This window comes from Pararhizobium sp. IMCC21322 (genome assembly GCF_030758295.1).
GTDB lineage: Bacteria > Pseudomonadota > Alphaproteobacteria > Rhizobiales.
In genome coordinates this window covers 845,516-860,650 of sequence record NZ_CP132335.1, presented here as the reverse complement: position 1 = coordinate 860,650, position 15,135 = coordinate 845,516, and the positions used below count along the sequence as shown (strand labels likewise).

The following is a 15,135-nucleotide window of genomic DNA, read 5'->3' as shown; positions in this document are numbered from 1 at the left end:
TCCTTGCAAAGACTCGTTGCAAGAGCGATTTGCAAGGGCCGGTTGCGATGGGCTGGGTATTACAGGGGCTATCGAGCGCCGACCGATAGGAGAATATCATGGAACTGATTGTGATTGCACTGATTATCGTAATCGGCGTTTATCTGATCTTTATCTATAATGGTCTGGTTAAAGCCCGCCAGATGGCGAAGGAAGCCTGGAGCGGCATTGATGTTCAGCTCAAGCGCCGCGCCAATCTGATCCCCAATCTGGTGGAAACAGTGAAGGGCTATGCGACCCACGAAATGGAGACGTTTTCCTGGGTCACTGAATTGCGCGCAAATGCCGGTGCTGTGGCTGATGATGATGTGGCCGGACGCGCCCGGAGCGAAAGCATGCTCAGCGAAGCACTGATCAAGCTGATGGCCGTTGCCGAAGCCTATCCGGACTTGAAAGCCAATGAGAACTTTCAGGATTTGCAAAAACAGCTGAGTGATATTGAAGGAGAAATCCAGATGTCGCGTCGCTATTATAATGGGGCTGCCCGCGCTTTGAATGTGAAAGTGGAGAGCTTTCCATCCAATCTGATTGCCAATAATTTCGGTTTCTCCCAAATGGATTATTTTGAAATTGAAAATGCCTCCGACAGAGCCGTGCCAGACGTTCAGTTCTGAGCACAGAGTGACCCGCTTCCTGACAACCGGTTTTGCTGCGGTTCCTCGCGCCTTGCTGTCTGCTGCTTACGCGCTTTTGCTGATTGTTGTCGCGCTTGTTGCGCTGCCACAGCAGGTAGAGGCAAGAGAGAGCATCTTGTCTTTTGACAGCAAGATATTGATCCCGAGAGATGGTCGGCTGAGTGTGCGCGATACGATTACCGTGCGCGCGGAGCGGAAGCAGATCAAACGCGGCATTTATCTCGACTTCAGCACTGTCCGCGAGGAAGCGGATGGCAGGCTGCAAAAAATCTCCTATAAATTTAGAGAAGTTACGCGCAATGGCGTGCCGGAAAAATACAGAATTGAGTATTTTCCGGGCAATGTGCGTCTGTTCATTGGTGAGGAGAACGTGCTTCTTCCAATTGGCGAACATACGTATTCCATTCGCTACAGGGTCGACCGGCAGGTGCAGTTTGGCTCTGACAAGGATTTCCTGATCTGGAATGTCGCGGGTGACATTGAAAACCTGCCCATCGATAGCATCACAGCAACCATACGTGTGCGGAAAAACAGACAGCTGATCTCGGCAGACTTTTACGCCGGTGCCTTTGGCGACGAGAATGCCCATTCAAATCATTACCTGTCAGAGGATAAAAACGCGGCATTTTATACGCGGCAAGAGGTACTTCAGCCAGGCGGTATCATCACTGTGCGTGCTGAGTTTGAAAAAAGGGCCGTCCGCGAGCCGGATTTCAGACAATTGATCTGGTGGTATCTGCGCGATAATCTGGAAATCGTCGGCTCCATTCTGATCCTGTTTTTGGTGAGCCTTTATTACGTGGCGGTGTGGCTGCGCGTCGGGCGCGATCCGCCGGGCGGCGTGGTCGTGCCTGACTGGAGACCACCTGAAGGCATCTCGCCTGCACTTGCCAATTATGTTCAAAATCGCGGTTTTGGCGGCAATCCGTTTCGCGCCCTTTCGTCGTCGCTCGTCAATCTGGCTGTCGGTGGCTTTCTGACAATTTCCGGGTTTGACAAAACGCCCTCAATCACCCGCACCGAGAAAACACAGGACCCGGAGGACGGCATGAAACCGGCCACCGGCGAGGCTGCTCTGCTGTCCAGACTGGATCAGGGCGAAACCCTGCAATTCTCAAAAGCCAAGGGCAAGGCCATCAAGAGCATGGTCAGCCGATTCCGGGGCGCGATTGAACGCGAGCACGGTCAGGTGTTTTTCCGGGTCAATCGCGGCTATTGCATTGTCGGCGTCGCCCTGTCGGCGCTGGGTGTTATGGCACTGCTGGTGCTGTCCCGAGGCAGCCTTGCCAATCTCATCCCGCCGCTGATGGCCTCAATCATTTTCCTCATATTCATCGGCGTGTTTTTGCTGCGCATTGTGCGCGCCCTGCAGGCCCATCGCCGCAGATGGTGGCAATTGGTAATATCGCTGATTCCACTGGCCGGTATACTTGTGGGCGCAGCGAGCGTCGTGCCGTTGATTATTGACGGTTTTGAGATCGACAATCCGCTGGTTCTTCTGGTGCTGAGTGCCGTTGTGGCTGTGAACGCCCTGTTCTTCAAACTGATGCAGGCCCCCACGCCCCTGGGCCAACAGGTGCTGGCCAAAATTGAAGGGTTGAAAACCTATTTGCAACTGGCAGAGCAGGACCGATTGAACCTGCAGGGGGCACCCAAGATGTCGCCCCAGCATTTCGAAACCTTGCTGCCTTTCGCCATCGCCCTTGATCTTGAAAAACCCTGGTCCAGCGCGTTTGATCGCTGGCTTGAAAGCGCCACGATGGCAGAGGCCGCTTCCATGCGCTCCTCCAACTGGTACGGGCATCGCGGGCGCGGCTTCAACAATCTTGGCCGGGATCTTGGACGGCTCTCCCGCACATTGGAACAGGATATGCGCTCGTCCATTCCTGCGCCTAAAAGCGGGAGGCGCAGCAGTGGCGGACGCAGCTCTGGCGGCTTCGCCGGAGGGGGTGGTGGCAGCTCCGGTGGGGGCGGCTGGTAACACTTTATAAACCAGCTTTCTCAGCACGAAATTAACCCTGCACGGCTAGGGTGCGGCCATGGAACATCGCACTCAAAAACAGCCGGGCACAGACGCCCTGAACGCCACCTTCAGCGTGCCGGATATTCCCGGTTCCAACGCCCGGGGGCACACCCGCTTGGGACGCATTTTCAACCGGCCTGTCCAACCACGCAAACCGTTTGATCCGCAGCCGATCAACCTTCAACGCATGGCGCTTGTTCTGACAATCATGCTGCTGGCCTTTGCCCTTGCAGGCTGTGGCAGCACCCGCTCATCCAGCCTCCCCTACCCCAATGCCAAGGTCACTTATTCCGATACAAAATGGTGCGTGCCACGGCGCCTTAAAAATGTCCTGCAGGATGTGGCCCATCAATTCGGGCCGGTCTCGGTGACGTCGACCAAACGCTGGTGGCTGGAGAATTTGCGCAAAGGTGGTGCCCGCAAATCCTGGCACCGCAAATGCAAGGCGGCTGATTTCGGCGTGCGCGCCAACCCGGAAGCCGTCGTCCGCTTCCTCAAGAGCCACCCCGGCGTTGGCGGTTACAAATACTATCGCGGCGGCCATTATCACATAGATGTCGGACCACGGCGCACCTGGTAGGAAAATTTGACAAAGGTCGGCACCACCGCCGACCTTTTTTACGTCAACCCGATTTCCCCGTTGCGACCAGCTGCCGCATCCGCTAAACAGACCTCATATCCAAAAGCACCCGTAGCTCAGCTGGATAGAGCGCTGCCCTCCGAAGGCTGATGTCAAGGAGGAATTCGAAAAAAGGAGACGAAAAAAGTACTTAGAATCAACAGCTTGCATGAGGCGCAATGATGACTTTTCAAAGCCAGGTTTCTCACGTAAGCACCACGTAAGCAGTTCAAGCGTTAAAAACGCAAAGATGCACCCGTAGCTCAGCTGGATAGAGTGTCGGCCTCCGAAGCCGAAGGTCACTGGTTCGAATCCAGTCGGGTGCACCATTTTTCTCTTCAAAAAACATTTCGTCACCCAAGCGTCGCGACAGGTTTAATCTGATCGTCGTCGCGCCTGATGGTTATTTGCCCATCCGACATATGTTCACGCAAAAGCGGTTCGCTGACGCTGTATGTGCGAGGCCGTCGCATGGAGTGCCAATGCGTTACCGGCACGCCGCTTCACGACATTTGAGCAAGATAGTCGCGGAGTAGCCTGACGCGGTTTGGGCGAAAACTCTCGTTGGTCGGTTGAAAGGCTTCGATCCGCTCAATCCGGAACTTTCGAAAATCCTGGCGGAGGCAGCACCAGGCAAGCAGTCCGCACCCGGTATCGAGATAGACGATGGACAGCGGATAGATGCGCCGTTCGCTCTGAACTTCGTCCGCATCACGATAGTCGATGTCGATTGCACGCTCGTCCCAACAGGCCGTGCGGATATCCGAGATGTCCGTCGTACCTTTCACGGGCGTTTCATACCGATAGACCATATGCGTTGCGTGAAGGATCTGGCGTTGCAGACGTTCCGGCAGCGTCGCGGCAATTTTGGCGAGCGCAGCATCAGCCGCTTCCGCCAGTTGCGGGTCGCCACGCTGGCGCACATCGCTGAGACCGACGACCAGCGCTTCCATCTCGATCCGGGAGAAGGTTTGCGGCGGCAGGGCCGGGTCTTCGGTGAGTGTGTAACCAAGACCGGGCGCGCCGTCGATCAGCGCGCCGCCCGCCCGAAGGCTTTCGATATCGCGATAAAGCGTACGGTCCGACACTTCGGTCTCGCGGGCGAGCCGGGCCGCTGTGACGGGTTTGGGTAGAACCCGTAGGGCATTCAGAAGACGAAAAAGGCGTTCGGGCCGGCTCATAACATCCTCCTCACGACATCCTGACGGAAACTGACAGTATGATGCTCATATACCGGATGGCAATTCGAAACCAACTCATGAGGTCAAAACCATGCTTACCCTATATCATTCGCCCCGTTCTCGTTCGTCGCGCATCATCCGTCTGATCGACGAGTTAGACATCTGGACCGAGGTGGATATCCGCATCGTCAGCATTACGCACAATGATGGGACGGGCGAGAAGGATTCGACGAACCCGCATCCAGAGGGCAAGGTGCCGCTGCTGGTGCATGACGGCGTCGAAATTTGGGAATCGAATGCGATCATTCTCTATCTGACCGACCTGTTTCCGAAGGCTGGGATGGGGCCGGTTGCGGGCGATCAGCAACGCGGCCGATATCTGAGTTGGCTCGCATGGTATGGCAATGTGGTCGAACCGGTGTTCGTCATTGGAGCAACTGAACTGTCGCATCCCATATTCGACGTCACCTTTCGCGGCATTCCCGAGATGACCTTTCGGCTGGCCGGTGCTCTGGAAGATACGCCATTTCTGATGGGTGAGCAGTTTACGGCGGCAGACCTGCTGCTGGTCTCGCCGTTCACATGGTTTCCCGATGCTGCGCCGGATCAACCGGCGATCAAGGCATGGATCGAGCGCTGCGAAGCGCGGCCATCGGCGAGAAAGATGGCGGAGTTCGACGCGGCGCATCTGGAGCAGGTCAGCGTCGCTTGATCGAACGTTATCCCTGCGGTGATTATTTCGCCGCCGGGGATCAGACTTCTGCGGATCGCCTTTCGAAGACGGCCAGCTGAGCAGCAAATGCGCGTTTGAAAGCGGGCCGCGCTTCTCCGCGTGCGGCATAGGCCAAAAGGTTCGGAAACGCGTTCAAGAGAGGCGATCCGTTCAATCTGCGCAGCACGCTCACCATGACCAGATCACCCGCGCTGAATGCACCTTGGAGCCAGTCAGCCTCGCCGAGACGGGCGGAGAGTTGGGCCAGCCGTGTTTCGATGCGCTCCTCCATCAATGGCAGACGCTGTTCGTGCCAAACCCGATCCTGTTCCAGAAACCCCGCGGTTTCGCGTTCGACAATCGGGGGTTCCACGGTCGCCTGCGCCGCAAATATCCAAGCGATTGCCCGTGCCCGCGCATTCTCTTCGTCGGACAGTAAGCCTGGATAACGCCCTGCGATATGCAGCACGATGGCACCGGATTCGAACAAAACCAGTCCGTCTTCCTCATAGGTTGGTATCTGCCCGAACGGCTGATGGGCGAGATGGGCTGGCTCCTTCATTTCCTTGAACGAGACTAGCCGGATATCATAATACTGGCCGACCTCTTCGAGCGCCCAGCGGACAGGCATGTCGCGCGCAAGACCCCGCCCGCGATCCGGTGAGGCCGTGAAGGCTGTGATCGTGATTGTCATCGCGGGGCCTACACCTTACTGGTCTTCCAAGGCGAAGGAGCCGATTTTGACGTCTCCAGCGGCGCGATAGCGGGCCATGGTCACGCCGGTTGTGGATGTCTTTACATCGCCCAGTTCCAGACCGAACGGTACCGTGCCGTTTCCAAAGAGCCGCTTGCCCGAGCCGAGGACGACCGGGAATGTCCAGAGGAACAGCTCATCGGCAAGTCCGTGTGCGAGCAGTGTCTGGGTGAGTTGGATGCTGCCCTGCACGCTGAGCGGCAATCCATCGCCCTGCTTCAACTCTGCTATGGTCGCCGCGACATCACCGGTGATCGCCTGACTGTTCTGCCATTCCAGCGTGTCTGGTGCGGAGGTCGCGACGTACTTCGTCGCTTTGTTGAACTTCTGCGTCACCGGATTGTCATCGCCCGCATTCGGCCAATGCGCGGCGAAGATGTCATAGGTCCTGCGGCCCAGAAGCAGGTCGTATTCTTCGGCCATCGCCTTGCCCATGATATCGCCCATCATCTCGTCCCAATAGGGCTGCGACCACCCACCGAGAGTGAACCCGCCGGAGGTATCCTCGTCGGGCCCGCCGGGTGCCTGCATCACGCCGTCGAGGCTCATGAATGTCTGGATCTTGATCGGTCTCATACAGTTTTCCAATCCATCAGGCGTCGAGTTCGACGACGGGTGAAAAGCCGCCGTAAATCATGCGCATCCCATCAAACGGCATCGGGTTCTTCTCGGGATTGATCCGTTCGTCGGATTTCGATGCATCGTCCATCTGAGCCATGCAGGCATCGCGGGTCGTCTTGTCCGACCATTCGATCCAGCTGAACACTACCGTCTCTTCGCCCTTGGCCTGAACGGCCTTGCGAAAATCGGTCTGCTTTCCGTCAGGCACGTCGTCACCCCAGCATTCCCGAACCCGAACCGCTCCCTGGTCCATGAAATAGCGGTTGGCCCGGTCTGCGTGATCAATGAATGTCTGCTTGTTGGCGGCTGGCACAGCGAGGATAAATCTGTCGATGTAGCTCATTGTCGTTTTCCTCTCGTACTTCTCATGCTTGACTACATACCAACCGTACGGTATGTAGTCAAGCATGCCCAGACCGACCAAACAATCACCCGAACGCGGCGATGCGAAAACTCGTCTTCTGGAAGCCGCTCGAGACATCGTTCGGCAGAAAGGTTTTACCGCCACCTCGGTGGACGATCTCTGCCAGGCAGCGGGGGTGACGAAGGGCGCGTTCTTCCACCACTTCAAGACGAAAGAGGCGCTCGGCGTTGCCGCAGCGAATTTCTGGGCAGAGACGACGAGCGCCATGTTTGCCGGTGCGCCCTATCACGAGACGGACGATCCGCTGGATCGCGTTCTGGCCTATCTCGACTTCCGCAAGTCCATCATCGATGGCGAGACGTTCGAATATACCTGTCTGGTCGGCACCATGACGCAGGAAGTGCATGACAGCGCTCCCGCGATCCGTGACGCCTGCGCCGACAGCATCTTCGGTCATGCGGCGACGCTCGAGGCGGATATCGAAGCGGCGAGGGTTCAGCGCGGCATCGACGCGGACTGGACCGCCGAAAGCCTCGCCCGGCACACCCAGGCGGTCCTGCAAGGCGGGTTCATCCTCGCCAAGGCGACGGGCGACGCCGACCTCGCCCGCGAGAGCGTCGATCACCTGATCCGCTATGTGCGGGGACTGTTCGGACTCAATGTCGAACCACAAACTTCACCAACAAAGGAGAATTGAGTAATGGAACATGCAGCAAAAGTGCGGACCTGCCTTTGGTTCGAGAAGGGTGGCCATGAGGCAGCCCAGGAATACGTAAAGCTCGTGCCGGACAGCCGGATCGAGACCGTGCGAGAAAACGGTCGGCCCGACGATCCGATGGTTGTCGAGTTCACCCTTGCCGGAGCGCCGATGATGATCCTGACGGCAGGTCCGCATCATAAACTGACGCCCGCCGCCTCGATCAGCGTGCTTACCGAGGATCAGGAGGAGACCGACCGGCTTTGGGATGCGCTGACTAAGCATGGCGGCGAGGCCGGACACTGCGGCTGGGTGGTGGATCGCTTCGGCGTATCCTGGCAGATCGTGCCGAAACGGATGCCGGACCTTCTGGCCAGTGACGATCCAGGCGTCGTGCGGCGCGTGAGCGAGGCCATGATGCAGATGAGCAAGATCGACATCGCGGCTTTGGAGGCTGCAGCCGCGAGAGATCCAGCGAATGGGTGATACAACCGAGATCACCTGTTCCTGCGGGCAAACATGCCTTGAGGTTCAGGGCAAGCCTATCGCGAGTGTCGAGTGCTGCTGTTCCTCATGCCGAGAGGCCGGGAAACGGATGCAGCAGCTTGAGAGCGCACCGCCAGTCCTGACGGATTACGACGCGACGCCCTTCGTGATGTATCGCAAAGACCGCGTGGCGTTTCTAACCGGCAAAGACAGGCTGAAGTCGTTTCGCCTGACACCGGACTCCTCGTCGGAACGGGTCATCGCGACTTGCTGCAACACGCCGATATATCTGGATTTCAAGCACGGCCACTGGTTCAGCCTCTATGGCACGCTCTGGCCCGAAGGCGCGCTGCCGCCAGCGGAAATGCGCACGATGGCCTCAGACCTCCCTATAGGTGCGAGTCTGCCGGATGATATTCCCAACGCCAAGAAACAGAGCTTGGGCTTCTTTGCAAAGCTCTTTGGCGCGTGGGTCGCGATGGGTTTCCGCACCCCGAAGACGCCCGAGACAGGAGAGATCAATGTCTGACGCCGAAGAAATGATCGAAGTCGAGAGCATCACGCAGCTAGGCAAGACCAAACGCGTGAACCGCGCCAAGTATCTGGCCATGCGCGACGCCTTCCTTCCGGTGCTACCGACCGAACCGCCCGGCATGACGTTCGCCGATGCCAAAGCGGCCTTGCTGCCCAACCTTTCCGAGGAGCTTTTCCCCGGCGGGGAGAAAGCTGGGTGGTGGCTGGTCGCTGTGCAGCTTGATCTGGAAGCCAAGGGCGTGATCGAGCGCGGGGGCAAGGGGCCAGTGCGACTGTTCAGGATTACGGATAGTCAATGATGGAAAGAAAGCTGAAAGGACAATGCCTCTGCCGCACGGTGACGTATGAAGTGGCGGACGCATTCGAATATGCGATGAACTGCCATTGCTCGGATTGCCGAAGATCTACTGGGTCTGCCTTTAAACCGATGGCTGGTATCGGGATCGACAGGATTGGGATCGTATCGGGGCAAAACCAGTTGCTGCGTTTCGGCGGGGGCGACGCGCACGACCTTCACTGTGTGACATGCGGCTCGTTGCTATATTCTGTGGTCCGGGACGGCACGTTCGCCCATGTCACGCTTGGTACGCTGGTCGATACGCCAAGTATCCGGCCAACGGCGCATATCTTCGTCGGGTCGAAAGCCGAATGGTTTGAGATCACAGATGATCTTCCGCAACACCGCGAATTTGACTGACCCAAAGCGGCGATGATGACTGATCACAGATGAGAGAAAGTATGACAGAGCAGACGATCCAAGCGACACACATCGGGGCAATCACACTCTTTACCGCCGATAAAGATTTGGCAAAGGCTTTCTATGAGAAGTTCCTTCAGTCCGAGACGATCTATGAAGATGAGGATTCTGCCGTTTTCAAGATCGGTGAGACCTTGGTGAATCTACTGCGCTCAAGCGCCGTGCCAGAGCTGATCGAACCGGCAAAAATGGCCGCCACAGGCCTGCGTTCGGTATATACTTTGCCTGTCGAGAATGTTGATGCAACAATGGCATGCCTGCCCGAAAGAGGCATTGAGGCCCTTGAGCGGTCCAGTGGATCGTCCGTGGGGCATCCGCACGGCTAACTACACCGATCCCGACGGCCATCTCTGGGAGCTAAGCTGCGATCTGAAATAGAAGGGCGGGTTACTAGCATGACCATCAAATATGAACAGTTTCCACGCACCATCTTGTGGCGCAGGGTTGATGTAGATGGCATGGACGCTTGCTCCTACGAACCATCGGGTGATGGCTTTCTGATTTCAGGAACGGCACTCTATCAAGAGCGCGATGATCCGGCGAAGTTCGAGTATGAGGTTAATTGCAATTCCGACTGGTCAAGCCAGTCGGCGCGCGTGAGCGGGTGGCTTGGCACTACGAAGACAGAGTTTGCATTATCGCGCCACCCGACAGGCTCATGGGATTTCAACGGCGAAGAGATTGGCGAAGTCTCTGGTCTTCTTGACGTCGATCTCGGCTTCACGCCAGCGACGAACACGAATGCGATCAGGCGGCTGGATTTGGAAATCGGCGAGAAGGTCGAAACGACCGCTGTCTGGCTTGATACCGAAGACTGGCGTTTCAAACCGTTGAGACAAGTGTATCAGCGGCTTTCCAAAACCGACTTTTCCTATAGCTCACCTTCCCACGATTATGCCGCCAACCTCGTAACCGACGAGTTCGGGATAGTTCGTATTTATCCGGGGCTGTGGACAGCGATCTCGGAGTGAGAAAACTGGATTGCCGCCAGTGATACTCAGCATGATCTATAGTTTCTGACCAGTTAGCTTACTGGCTTGCGTTACCCAGTCGGCGAACTGGGCCTCATCGAATTGGTCGCCCTCATGAATATGGAAGTAGCGCACGTCCTTCTGCTTCGACTCGATAGGCGGCGTGGGATTGAGCGAGTCGCCGCGAAAGAAGGTGACCTTGACGTATTTGGCGAGGCAATGAAAACCTAGGAACCAGCTATTTCCTTCGACCGCATAGAAGGGCGTGTTCCATTTGACGGCCTTTTGCACGCCTGGAACAAGACGCACTACAATATCATCAATGCTGCGCCCTATGTCCTGCTTCCAGCCCGGCATGGCAGAAATGTAAGCCTGCACGGAGGCATCGCCTTCGCCTTTCGGTATCTGAGGATTGCCGCCTGAAAGAAGCTTCGGTTTCTCGGCGTTCTTGTCTGCCATCTTACTTTCCATCTTCTGCTGCGGAACGTCCAAGTTTGTGCCTGCTGACATGAGGCGGAATAGCCAATGACAGCTCGCTTGAAGGTTTCACCGTTCATTTAGTCCCTTGCCATCCAAAATTTTTGCCGTGCATTTCTCGATCCTTGAGCTCCGCGTCGTGGACCGTTTGGCGTCCGAGAAGTGGAGGACATAGCCCCGCTGACGTCCCGGTGTCAGATCATCGAAGGCTTCGGCAAATTCTGGGTCATCATCCAACACGTCCTGCAACTCATCGGGATAGGTCAGGTTGTCCTTCTCATCGAAATCCACCTCAAGACCATCCCTCTCCGCCTGGATTGCCTTTCCTATATAGTCCTTGATGAGGTCTTCGCTGTCGGAGATTTCATCGAGGTTATCGAACCGTAGCTGGCGCATGGCCTGCGAGTGTTTGCCCGGTTGCACCAGAAAACCTGTGTCGTCATCAAGGAGTGAACCTTTGAAGAACCCGAGGGCGCAGTAGTTCTTCATTCCGTAAATGATCACGACATTGCTGTCTTGATACGAATAGCAGAGCTTGCCCCACTTTACCTCCTCGTCAAGGTCGCAATCGAGGATCAGCGAACGCAGCTTTTTCCGCTCTTTGTGCCAGTTCTTTTTGAGCAGCAGATTTTCGACTTCTGACTTCTTTTTCATTATCGTATATCCTTCCTCCGGGCGCCTTCAGAGGGGCGAGATTTTCAAGCGCGCAACTGCGGTAATCGCGCAGATGGCCGCCACACCGAGCCAGTAGAACATGGGACCGTTCTGCCCCTCTCCGGACTGGAGGTGCACGCCCGAGAAGACCAACATCTCAGCCGCAATGCCGATCGCCGCGATCGGAACAAGAATGCCGAGAGACGGAACGATTGCCGGGGCAATCAGCCCTGCTGCGCATATTAACTCAAAGGGGGTCAGCGCTATCCATAGCCCATGAGGTATGGCACTCAGCGAGGGAATGTTCTGCTCCGAATTGAAAAACTTCCAGCCCGCGCCGATGGCCGTATGCAGCGCTAGAACGATCTGAAGAATCCATAGAAACATATTCATCCCTTCACTCCTCGATTTATGGGTTCAGATTCAGTCCAGCCGTTCCAGCAATTGCTCCAGTTGGCTAAAGAACCTCGGCCATCCGGCCTTTGCGCCTTGATAATAGCGCGGCTGATCTGAGTGGAAGCCCGTCTGTTCCATGCGCAGAACTGTCCCCGTTTCCGTGGGAGTAAGCGTCCATGTGACAATGCTTTTCAGATCGTGGTCGCCCCAAGTGTAGGAAACCGTGCTGTTCGGCTCGACGGCTAGGACTTCGCACTCGACCTTGCCCCACTCTACGCCCAACTCGAACTGGTGGCCCACGATTGGTTTGAACTCATTCTTCATCAGCCACTCCTCAATCAGATGAGGCTGCGTAAGCGCGCGCCAGATTTTCTCCAGCGGATGAGGCAACTCACGTTCGACGACGACAGAACGTGTTCCGGTTGATCTCTCGTTCAATTGTCCATCCTTTTCAGCAGGTCTTCGAGGTCGTCAAACCGGCTTTCCCAAAACTGGGCCATCTGGCGTGTCCAGTCGACCAGCGGCGACAGCGCGTCGAGTCGAGCGCTGTAGTGCGTTTGGCGTCCTTCATGCCGGCCACTAACAAGCTTCGCCTCCCTCAGAACTCTGAGATGTTTTGAAACAACAGGTTGTGAGACACCGGCACCTGCCGTCAAAGCCACGACTGTCGTATCTCCTTCCCGGCAAAGCCGTTCAAAAAGAGCTCTTCGAGTCGGGTCAGAAAGTGCCTTGAACAGTACGTCATGCGCTTGTGACATTTGGAAGCTATACCTCGTTGACTATTGATTTATGTATAGCCAAAGAGGTATGAGTTGGTCAAGAACGAATAGAAAAACAGTGCATTATCAGAAGGTGAGTAGTGGAAATTGAATGCATCCTTACCCATCGAAACGCACGACAAACTTTTACAGGCGGTGCATCCCGTAGATGGCGGCGAGTTTTTCATCGACGATCTGCGGCACCTCTTTGGCTATGTGAATTTGAGCAGATAAAATATCACTCATCATCCCTTTCTTCGGTCGACCGGTAAGCTTGAACCGTCCCGACAAGCTTGGGGATTTCAGCAAACGCGTCAGCGATTGACTGATTATGTCGGTCATCGCCAAATTCCTGGTATTCGATGGCGATCAGATGATCTCGGGCGACGCCGAGATAGCGCGCCGCGACGCGGATATGTGTTTCAAGATGGTTCATGTCCTCGCGGATGCAGCCGGGCGCAAAGCCGAACTCGCCCCTGCTTACCAGCATGACCAGCGTCTTGCTGGTCAAGACCGGCTCCAATGGAAAGTCGCCGCGGGCAAGATCGAAGGTGAATGTCTTGTCTACGCGGATGACCTGATCGAACCACGCCTTGAGCGCGGCGGGCATGCCGTAATTGTACATTGGCGTTCCGAGCACGATGATGTCGGCCCCTTCGATTTCGGCGATGAGCTCGTTCGACAGCGCCAGCGCTTTTTCCTGCTCGGCGTTGCGCTGCTCCGGTGGTGTGAAAGCGGCCTCGATCCAGTCCTGGCTGATGGCAGGCGGCGGAGCCAAGCCCACGTCGCGTTGAATCACGAAGTCCTTAGGTTGCTTGGCAAGCCATTCGTCGACGAAGGCCTGCGAGAGTTGCCGGCTCAGCGACCGGTGTCGCTCTGGCGCGGGACCGATGCTGCGCGCGCTGGCGTCGATGTGAAGTAAGGTGGCCATCTGGTTATTCCTCCGATTGTTATGCTTCCTCATGTGCCCTGAAGGTGTTGAGCCATGCAAAATCGAATTTATAAGCTGCTGGATGAGAATAATTCATCTACAATGCCGCGGATGAGACGCTTGCCACCCCTTAACAGTCTGCGTGCTTTCGAGGCAGCAGCCCGGCATATGAGCTTTGCAGACGCGGCTGCTGAACTCGGCGTGACCCCGACGGCTATCAGCCATCAGGTGAAACTGCTTGAGGAGATTTGCGGTTGCCTCCTGTTTCGCCGGCGGCCACGCCCAATGCGGCTCACCGAGGCTGGGCAGACGCTGCTGCCCGTCCTCAGGCGCGGTTTCGACGATTTTGCCGCCGCTATGAATGGGCTTACACAGGCGAACGCGCGGCGTCCGTTGGTGATGACCGCGACGACCGCTTTCGCGGCGCGGTGGTTATTGCCCCGCCTTGCGGAGTGGTATGCGGTCAATCCCGAGCCGCCATTGGAAGTAAGGGCGAGCGAAGAAGTCCATGATCTAAAGCGCGGCGACATCGATTTCGCTGTACGGTACAGCCGACATGCCCCTACGGACGCTTCGGCTTTCAGACTGTATCAGGATCAGTTGCAACCGGTTCTCAGTCCGTCGCTGCGAACCCGCCTAGCGTTATCCGGCAATCCCGCCTGCCTGCTTGACGTGCCGCTGATCCATTTCGAATGGAAGAGCCGCGATCCCGACGCGCCACAATGGCAAGACTGGTTCGCCGCCGCAGGGCAGCCAGATGCCATGGCCGCAATCGGGCAAGACAAGCTCATCCATGTGAGCGATGAGAATCAGGCTATTGAAATGGCTCTGGCAGGGCGCGGCGCCGCGCTCATCGGCCATGCATTCGTCCGACGGGAATTGGACAATGGTTTATTGGAAAGGCCGTTCGGCACCACAGTTCCCAGCTACAGCTTCTGGATCGTTTATGACGCGGACAACGGACGTGTGCCGCTGATCGAAACATTCGCAAACTGGGCCGGCACGCTTTTGGATCAAGAAGAGGTGGCCCCATCACTGACGGCCAGTAACATAATTGATAAATAACCACTGCGTAGCGTAAGGAAGTTGAATGAAAGTCAAACGCATTGTGACGAACGTGGCAGCGGAATCGGTTTCGTCGGTTCAAAAATTCTATTCGGATCTCTTTGGTCTGGACGTTGTTATGGACCACGGATGGATCGTGACGCTTGCTTCGGGTGAGACCGCGGCGGTTCAAATCAGTGTCGCGAGTGAGGGTGGTTCGGGCACCCCCGTACCCGACCTTTCGATCGAAGTTGATGATGTGGACGCTGCATATGCACTGTCAAAAAAATTCGGTCATGAGATCGCCTATGAACTGACTGACGAGCCTTGGGGGGTTCGGCGTTTCTATGTCCGCGATCCAGCTGGAAAGCTGCTTAACGTTCTTTCACATCCTGATTGAGCAGCGTCGGCAAACCACTCAAAACGGATCATAGGGAAATTTCAGAGACGTAGTTCTCTTTCACCCAACGTTATGCACCATT

The 15,135-nt window shown here is 56.4% G+C and carries 23 protein-coding genes and 1 tRNA gene; 14 read left to right on the top strand and 10 right to left on the bottom strand.

Annotated features, from left to right (window positions below):
- Positions 1-98 precede the first annotated feature (98 nt).
- The 4 genes from RAL91_RS04325 to RAL91_RS04310 all read left to right on the top strand — a co-directional run bounded on the left by RAL91_RS04325 (position 99) and on the right by RAL91_RS04310 (position 3,645).
- A complete protein-coding gene (locus tag RAL91_RS04325; protein ID WP_306260049.1) occupies positions 99-653 on the top strand; it encodes a LemA family protein in 555 nt (184 codons plus the stop codon).
- A 7-nt stretch (positions 654-660) separates the two neighbouring features.
- A complete protein-coding gene (locus RAL91_RS04320; protein ID WP_306260047.1) occupies positions 661-2,655 on the top strand; it encodes a DUF2207 domain-containing protein in 1,995 nt (664 codons plus the stop codon).
- Positions 2,656-2,713: 58 nt separating this feature from the next.
- The gene (locus RAL91_RS04315) at positions 2,714-3,277 is read left to right on the top strand and encodes a D-Ala-D-Ala carboxypeptidase family metallohydrolase (protein WP_306260045.1); all 564 of its coding nucleotides are present in this window, start codon (positions 2,714-2,716) and stop codon (positions 3,275-3,277) included.
- Between the two features lie 291 nt (positions 3,278-3,568).
- Positions 3,569-3,645: transfer RNA gene (locus RAL91_RS04310), tRNA-Arg, on the top strand.
- 174 nt (positions 3,646-3,819) lie between these two features.
- Here the strand turns inward: RAL91_RS04310 and RAL91_RS04305 are convergent.
- Complete coding sequence (locus tag RAL91_RS04305; protein ID WP_306260044.1) at positions 3,820-4,497, bottom strand: YafY family protein; 678 nt, start codon at positions 4,495-4,497, stop codon at positions 3,820-3,822.
- A 91-nt stretch (positions 4,498-4,588) separates the two neighbouring features.
- Here RAL91_RS04305 and RAL91_RS04300 point away from each other — a divergent pair, with 91 nt between their 5' ends.
- Positions 4,589-5,209, top strand: a complete 621-nt coding sequence (locus tag RAL91_RS04300) for a glutathione S-transferase family protein (RefSeq protein WP_306260042.1) — start codon at positions 4,589-4,591, stop codon at positions 5,207-5,209.
- Positions 5,210-5,249: 40 nt separating this feature from the next.
- On the opposite strand, the gene RAL91_RS04295 is transcribed toward RAL91_RS04300, so the two are convergent.
- Genes RAL91_RS04295 through RAL91_RS04285 form a run of 3 tightly spaced genes read right to left on the bottom strand, consistent with a single transcriptional unit; the run spans position 5,250 to position 6,927 of the window.
- On the bottom strand, positions 5,250-5,903 hold the full coding sequence (locus tag RAL91_RS04295) for a glutathione S-transferase family protein (protein ID WP_306260040.1): 654 nt from the start codon (positions 5,901-5,903) through the stop codon (positions 5,250-5,252).
- A 15-nt stretch (positions 5,904-5,918) separates the two neighbouring features.
- Positions 5,919-6,539, bottom strand: a complete 621-nt coding sequence (locus tag RAL91_RS04290; protein WP_306260038.1) for a dihydrofolate reductase family protein — start codon at positions 6,537-6,539, stop codon at positions 5,919-5,921.
- A gap of 16 nt (positions 6,540-6,555) precedes the next feature.
- Entirely contained in the window at positions 6,556-6,927 is a 372-nt protein-coding gene (locus RAL91_RS04285; RefSeq protein ID WP_306260036.1) for a DUF1428 domain-containing protein, read from the bottom strand.
- Positions 6,928-6,991: 64 nt separating this feature from the next.
- Here RAL91_RS04285 and RAL91_RS04280 point away from each other — a divergent pair, with 64 nt between their 5' ends.
- The 7 genes from RAL91_RS04280 to RAL91_RS04250 all read left to right on the top strand — a co-directional run bounded on the left by RAL91_RS04280 (position 6,992) and on the right by RAL91_RS04250 (position 10,393).
- Positions 6,992-7,645, top strand: a complete 654-nt coding sequence (locus tag RAL91_RS04280; RefSeq protein ID WP_306260035.1) for a TetR/AcrR family transcriptional regulator — start codon at positions 6,992-6,994, stop codon at positions 7,643-7,645.
- A gap of 3 nt (positions 7,646-7,648) precedes the next feature.
- Positions 7,649-8,131 (top strand): VOC family protein, encoded by a 483-nt coding sequence (locus RAL91_RS04275; RefSeq protein WP_306260033.1) that lies wholly within the window; start codon positions 7,649-7,651, stop codon positions 8,129-8,131.
- A complete protein-coding gene (locus tag RAL91_RS04270; protein ID WP_306260031.1) occupies positions 8,124-8,660 on the top strand; it encodes a GFA family protein in 537 nt (178 codons plus the stop codon). The genes RAL91_RS04275 and RAL91_RS04270 overlap by 8 nt, the downstream gene beginning before the upstream one ends.
- Positions 8,653-8,964 (top strand): hypothetical protein, encoded by a 312-nt coding sequence (locus tag RAL91_RS04265; protein ID WP_306260029.1) that lies wholly within the window; start codon positions 8,653-8,655, stop codon positions 8,962-8,964. Before RAL91_RS04270 ends, RAL91_RS04265 begins: the two co-directional genes overlap by 8 nt.
- Positions 8,964-9,362 (top strand): GFA family protein, encoded by a 399-nt coding sequence (locus tag RAL91_RS04260; protein ID WP_306262775.1) that lies wholly within the window; start codon positions 8,964-8,966, stop codon positions 9,360-9,362. Before RAL91_RS04265 ends, RAL91_RS04260 begins: the two co-directional genes overlap by 1 nt.
- Positions 9,363-9,403: 41 nt before the next feature.
- Positions 9,404-9,748 (top strand): VOC family protein, encoded by a 345-nt coding sequence (locus RAL91_RS04255; RefSeq protein ID WP_306260027.1) that lies wholly within the window; start codon positions 9,404-9,406, stop codon positions 9,746-9,748.
- 69 nt (positions 9,749-9,817) lie between these two features.
- Positions 9,818-10,393 carry a putative glycolipid-binding domain-containing protein gene (locus RAL91_RS04250; RefSeq protein ID WP_306260025.1) on the top strand — a complete coding sequence of 192 codons (576 nt, stop codon included), beginning with the start codon at positions 9,818-9,820 and terminating at the stop codon, positions 10,391-10,393.
- Between the two features lie 36 nt (positions 10,394-10,429).
- Here the strand turns inward: RAL91_RS04250 and RAL91_RS04245 are convergent, their stop codons facing one another.
- The 6 genes from RAL91_RS04245 to RAL91_RS04220 form a co-directional block, all read right to left on the bottom strand.
- Positions 10,430-10,852, bottom strand: a complete 423-nt coding sequence (locus RAL91_RS04245) for a DUF1801 domain-containing protein (RefSeq protein ID WP_306260024.1) — start codon at positions 10,850-10,852, stop codon at positions 10,430-10,432.
- An 87-nt stretch (positions 10,853-10,939) separates the two neighbouring features.
- The gene (locus tag RAL91_RS04240; RefSeq protein ID WP_306260022.1) at positions 10,940-11,524 is read right to left on the bottom strand and encodes a YdeI family protein; all 585 of its coding nucleotides are present in this window, start codon (positions 11,522-11,524) and stop codon (positions 10,940-10,942) included.
- 27 nt (positions 11,525-11,551) lie between these two features.
- Positions 11,552-11,917 carry a DoxX family protein gene (locus tag RAL91_RS04235; RefSeq protein WP_306260020.1) on the bottom strand — a complete coding sequence of 122 codons (366 nt, stop codon included), beginning with the start codon at positions 11,915-11,917 and terminating at the stop codon, positions 11,552-11,554.
- A gap of 30 nt (positions 11,918-11,947) precedes the next feature.
- Positions 11,948-12,358 carry an SRPBCC domain-containing protein gene (locus RAL91_RS04230; protein WP_306260019.1) on the bottom strand — a complete coding sequence of 137 codons (411 nt, stop codon included), beginning with the start codon at positions 12,356-12,358 and terminating at the stop codon, positions 11,948-11,950.
- Positions 12,355-12,678, bottom strand: coding sequence for a helix-turn-helix transcriptional regulator (locus tag RAL91_RS04225; RefSeq protein ID WP_306260017.1), 324 nt, complete (start codon positions 12,676-12,678; stop codon positions 12,355-12,357). The genes RAL91_RS04230 and RAL91_RS04225 overlap by 4 nt, the downstream gene beginning before the upstream one ends.
- Positions 12,679-12,916: 238 nt before the next feature.
- The gene (locus RAL91_RS04220) at positions 12,917-13,609 is read right to left on the bottom strand and encodes an FMN-dependent NADH-azoreductase (RefSeq protein ID WP_306260015.1); all 693 of its coding nucleotides are present in this window, start codon (positions 13,607-13,609) and stop codon (positions 12,917-12,919) included.
- Between the two features lie 54 nt (positions 13,610-13,663).
- On the opposite strand from RAL91_RS04220, the gene RAL91_RS04215 reads away from it, so the two are divergent.
- A complete protein-coding gene (locus tag RAL91_RS04215; protein ID WP_306260014.1) occupies positions 13,664-14,674 on the top strand; it encodes a LysR substrate-binding domain-containing protein in 1,011 nt (336 codons plus the stop codon).
- A gap of 25 nt (positions 14,675-14,699) precedes the next feature.
- Positions 14,700-15,053 (top strand): VOC family protein, encoded by a 354-nt coding sequence (locus RAL91_RS04210; protein ID WP_306260012.1) that lies wholly within the window; start codon positions 14,700-14,702, stop codon positions 15,051-15,053.
- Positions 15,054-15,135 lie beyond the last annotated feature (82 nt).